The 3,846-nt window shown below is 68.5% G+C and carries 3 protein-coding genes; all 3 read left to right on the forward strand.

Annotation, left to right across the window (positions count from 1 at the left end):
• The first annotated feature begins 811 nt into the window (after positions 1-811).
• Positions 812-2,320: a cytochrome ubiquinol oxidase subunit I gene (locus D1643_RS10160; RefSeq protein ID WP_160710510.1), complete on the forward strand. Its 1,509-nt coding sequence runs from the start codon at positions 812-814 to the stop codon at positions 2,318-2,320.
• Positions 2,321-2,322: 2 nt separating this feature from the next.
• Positions 2,323-3,375, forward strand: a complete 1,053-nt coding sequence (gene cydB / locus D1643_RS10165) for a cytochrome d ubiquinol oxidase subunit II (protein ID WP_370520337.1) — start codon at positions 2,323-2,325, stop codon at positions 3,373-3,375.
• A 142-nt stretch (positions 3,376-3,517) separates the two neighbouring features.
• Positions 3,518-3,846, forward strand: a 329-nt coding sequence (locus D1643_RS10170; RefSeq protein ID WP_370520338.1) for a hypothetical protein, incomplete at its 3' end; no start/stop codon positions are given.

Below are 3,846 nucleotides of genomic sequence, written 5' to 3' on the forward strand. Positions count from 1 at the left end.
TCGTCAGCACTCTGCCCCCGCCCCTCCCCGCGCCCGCCCGCTACCGCTCCGACCCTCCCGCGTCCAGCCGCCCCCGCCCCGCCTGCGGCCCCGCCGCGCGAAGCGCCCCTCCGGCGCTCCTCGACCGGCGGGCCCCGCATGCTAGGGCCGGCCAGCGTGTTTCACGTGAAACATCGGCCGCCCCGCCGCCCCGCCCGCGGTCGGGCCGCCTTGCTGCGCGAGGGCCCCCGCCAGTCGGGAGGCCCCTCGCGCTGGCGCGCATACGTATGTTTCACGTGAAACACGCCCCCGTTCCCCGGCTGGCCGCCAGCCCCCAGGCCGGAGCTTCTCCGCCCCCCCGTCCCGCCTGCGGCCCCGCCGCGTGTTCCCGCCCCCCCCATTCCTCTCGCCTCGCCCGCCCCCGTATTCACTGCAGGCTTCCGCAAAAGTGGCCAAAAACACTACGCTTTACGCCCCCTGGCGGGCGAATAGCGGCTTCCAGGCAATCGCGACCTGGGGAAACGCGCTCCTCGCCTCGCTGACAAGACGCAGATCAGCGTAAACCGCAGTATTTTTGGCCAGAAACGCCAATCGCCCGTGCGTGCTCGGGGGCGGCGGGGGCCGTGCGCGGTTGCGCGCTGGGACGGGTATCGATTTGGCAACGGCGAACAGAACCCGGTCGGCGATCTTCACCGATATGCCACAAGTTGGGTATCATCTTTCTGTTTCGTTGGGGCTTGATCTGGGAAAGGCGAATGCGGCTCGCGATGGCAAGCGTGGCAGGCGTCATCGTTTTTCCCAGGTCAAGTACGTAAGCAAGAGGAGGCGTGAGATGGAAATCCTCACCGACGTCGCCTTGCTGTCGCGCATCCAGTTCGCGCTGACGGTGGCGTACCATTTCCTGTTCGTCCCGCTTTCGATTGGCCTGGGCCTCATCCTGGCCATCTGCGAGACGCGCTACTACCGCAGCCGCGATGAGCGCGACGCGGCGGCCACCCATTTCTGGGTCAAGATCTTCACCGCCACGTTCGCCATCGGCGTGGCCACGGGCATCACCATGGAGTTCTCGTTCGGCACCAACTGGGCCAACTACTCCCGCTTCGTGGGCGACATCTTCGGCGCGCCGCTGGCGGCTGAGGCCTTGTTCGCGTTCTTCCTGGAGTCGGTGTTCCTGGGCGTGTTGCTGTTCGGCCGCAAGCGCGTGAGCCCGCGGGCCTATATGGTGTCCGCCTGGCTCGTGTGGTTCGGCTCGTGCCTGAGCGCGCTGTGGATCCTCATCGCCAACTCATGGATGCAGACGCCGGCCGGCGCCGCGCTCAACGCTGCGGGCGACGAGGCCATCATCACGGACTTCTTCGCCGCCGCCTTCAATCCCTCCATCTTCGCGCGCTACACCCACACGGTGGACGCGCTGCTCATCATGGGCGCCTTCGTGGCCATGGCCGTGGCGGCGTGGTACCTGCTCAAGGGCCGCCATGCCGACTTCGCCATGAAGATCATGCGCATCGGCGCGGTGGTGGGCATCGTCACCAGCTGCCTCATGATCGTGTTCGCCCATGCGTCGGCCGTGGTGGTGTGGGAAGAGCAGCCCACCAAGCTGGCGATGATGGAGGGCCAGTACGACACGGAGGCACCGCCGCTGTACGCCTTCGGATGGGTCGATGAGGAATCGGGCGAGGTCATTGCCCCGTTCTCCATCCCCGGCGGCACGAGCTTCCTGGCCACGGGCACGTGGGACACCGAGTACCCGGGTCTCAACGACCTGGCTGAGACGGAGAAGTACGGCGCCATGGACCCGGCCGACCTGCCGGTGAACTTCGTGTTCCAGAGCTACCATATCATGGTGGCCATGTACGGCCTCATCATGCTGACGGCCATCTTGGCCATCGTGTTCACCTTCAAGGGCGGGCGCGTGAAGAAGATGCGCTGGCTGCAGAAGCTGCTGCTCATCTCGCCGCTGTTCCCGCTTATCGCCATCAACACCGGCTGGATCACGGCTGAGGTCGGCCGCCAGCCGTGGGTGGTCTACCCGTCGGTTTCGGGCCCCGAGGGCGTCGAGCTGCTCACTGACAACGCCATCTCGATGTCGGTGAGCGCGCCTGAGCTGCTGACGACGCTCGCGCTGTTCGCGCTCGTGTACCTGCTGCTGTTCGTGGGCTGGGCCCGCGTGATCGGCCGCTTCATCAAGGAGGGCCCGGCCGAGCAGCTGGCCGCCGCCGGGGCTGGCGAGGCTGGCGAAGCCGGCGCCGCGGGCGACGCGGTGGTGGAGGCGCTCGAAGAGGCCGTGGCGGAGGAGTCGGCCGCCCCGCGCTCTGCTGCCTCTGGGAAGGACGGTGAGTAGCCATGACCATGACCATCCTGGGCGTCCTGTGGTTCTTCTTGATCTTCGTGCTGATAGCCGGCTACTTCATCCTTGACGGCTTCGACCTGGGCGTGGGCGTGCTCGCTCCGTTCCTGGCGAAGAACGAGGAGGAGAAGGCTCTCATGCGCCGGTCCATCGGGCCGGTGTGGGACGGCAACGAGGTGTGGCTCCTCACGGCGGGCGGCGCGCTGTTCGCGGCGTTCCCCGACGCGTATGCCACCACGTTCTCCGGGTTCTACCTGGCTGTGATGCTCGTGCTCTTCGGCCTGATCGTGCGTGCCGTGTCCTTCGAGTTCCGCGCCGGCGACCCTGGCTGGGCGAAGGTGTGGGACGCGTGCTTCTTCGTGGGGTCGCTGCTGCCGGCGCTGCTGTTCGGCGTGGCGGTGGGCAACATCTACGCGGGCATCCCGATGGACGCCAACGGCGACTACATGGGCGTGCCGCTGCTGGGGCTCATCACCCCGTTCACGCTGCTCACGGGCCTGCTGGGCCTGGCCATGTTCCTCTCGGCCGGCGCCACGTGGACGGCGCTCAAGGCCCCGCTGGGAAGCGACCTCCATCGTCGCGCCCAGGCCCTGCGCGTGCCGCTCCAGGTTGTGGCCGTGCTGCTCTTCGCGGTGGTATCGGTGCTCGGTCACTTCTTCTACGCGCCTGACATGGCGCCTGAGCTGGGCATCCTGCGCTGGCTGTTCGCCGCGCTGTTCCTGGTGACGGTGATCGGCTCGATGGTGGCGGGTCGCGTCGGCAGCCGGAAGGACTGCCCCAAGAGCGACCTGGTGGCCTTCCTCGGCCAGAGCGCCGGCGCGTTCTCGCTGGTGGGGCTGCTCGCGTGCTCGATGTTCCCCTGCCTGGTGGTGGCCTCGCCCGACAGCATCGGGCCCACCATCACCATCTTGAACGCCGCGTCGTCCGAGCTCTCCCTGTTCTGGATGACCGTCATCGTGTGCGTGGGCCTGCCGCTCGTGCTGGTCTACCACGTGGTGATCTACCGCACGTTCCGCGGTCGCGTGACGCCGGAGGACCTGGCTCACTAGGCGGCTCTGCGCAAGAAGGCGGCCTTCGGGTCGCGAGGCTGGCGGGCCGGCTGCGGGTGCTCCGCGGCCGGCCCGTCCTCGTCAGACGCCGGTGGGCGTATAATGCTGACCGGATTCAACAGAGAAAGGGAAAGGCAAGCCCATGGAAGACCAGACCAAAGACCCCCAGAGCAATCCGGAGGCCATCGCCTCCGGCGGCTCGCCCGTTGAGCCCGCGGAGCCGGTGGCCTCCGAGGCGGTGACGCCGGCGGAGCCCGTGGCCGCCCAGGCCGTGACGCCCGCTGATGCGGCCCCCGCGGTTGATAGCAAGATGACCAACAACGTGTCCGGCACGAAGTCCGGCACCGTGCCGCCCGCAGTCCCCGCAGGCGCCCAGCAGCCCGGCGACGCGACCCCCGGCGCGGCGGCGCCCTACGCCGTCGGCGCGGCTCCCGCTCCTGGCGCCCAGCAGCCTGGCGCCGGCGCCGCTGC

The organism is Enterorhabdus sp. P55, assembly GCF_009911695.1.
GTDB lineage: Bacteria > Actinomycetota > Coriobacteriia > Coriobacteriales > Eggerthellaceae > Enterorhabdus.

What these genes read in the sequence shown, in the direction of transcription:
- cydB (WP_370520337.1), top strand. Translation starts at nt 2,323, where the DNA reads ATGACCATGACCATCCTGGGCGTCCTGTGGTTCTTCTTGATCTTCGTG.
- D1643_RS10160 (WP_160710510.1), top strand. Translation starts at nt 812, where the DNA reads ATGGAAATCCTCACCGACGTCGCCTTGCTGTCGCGCATCCAGTTCGCG.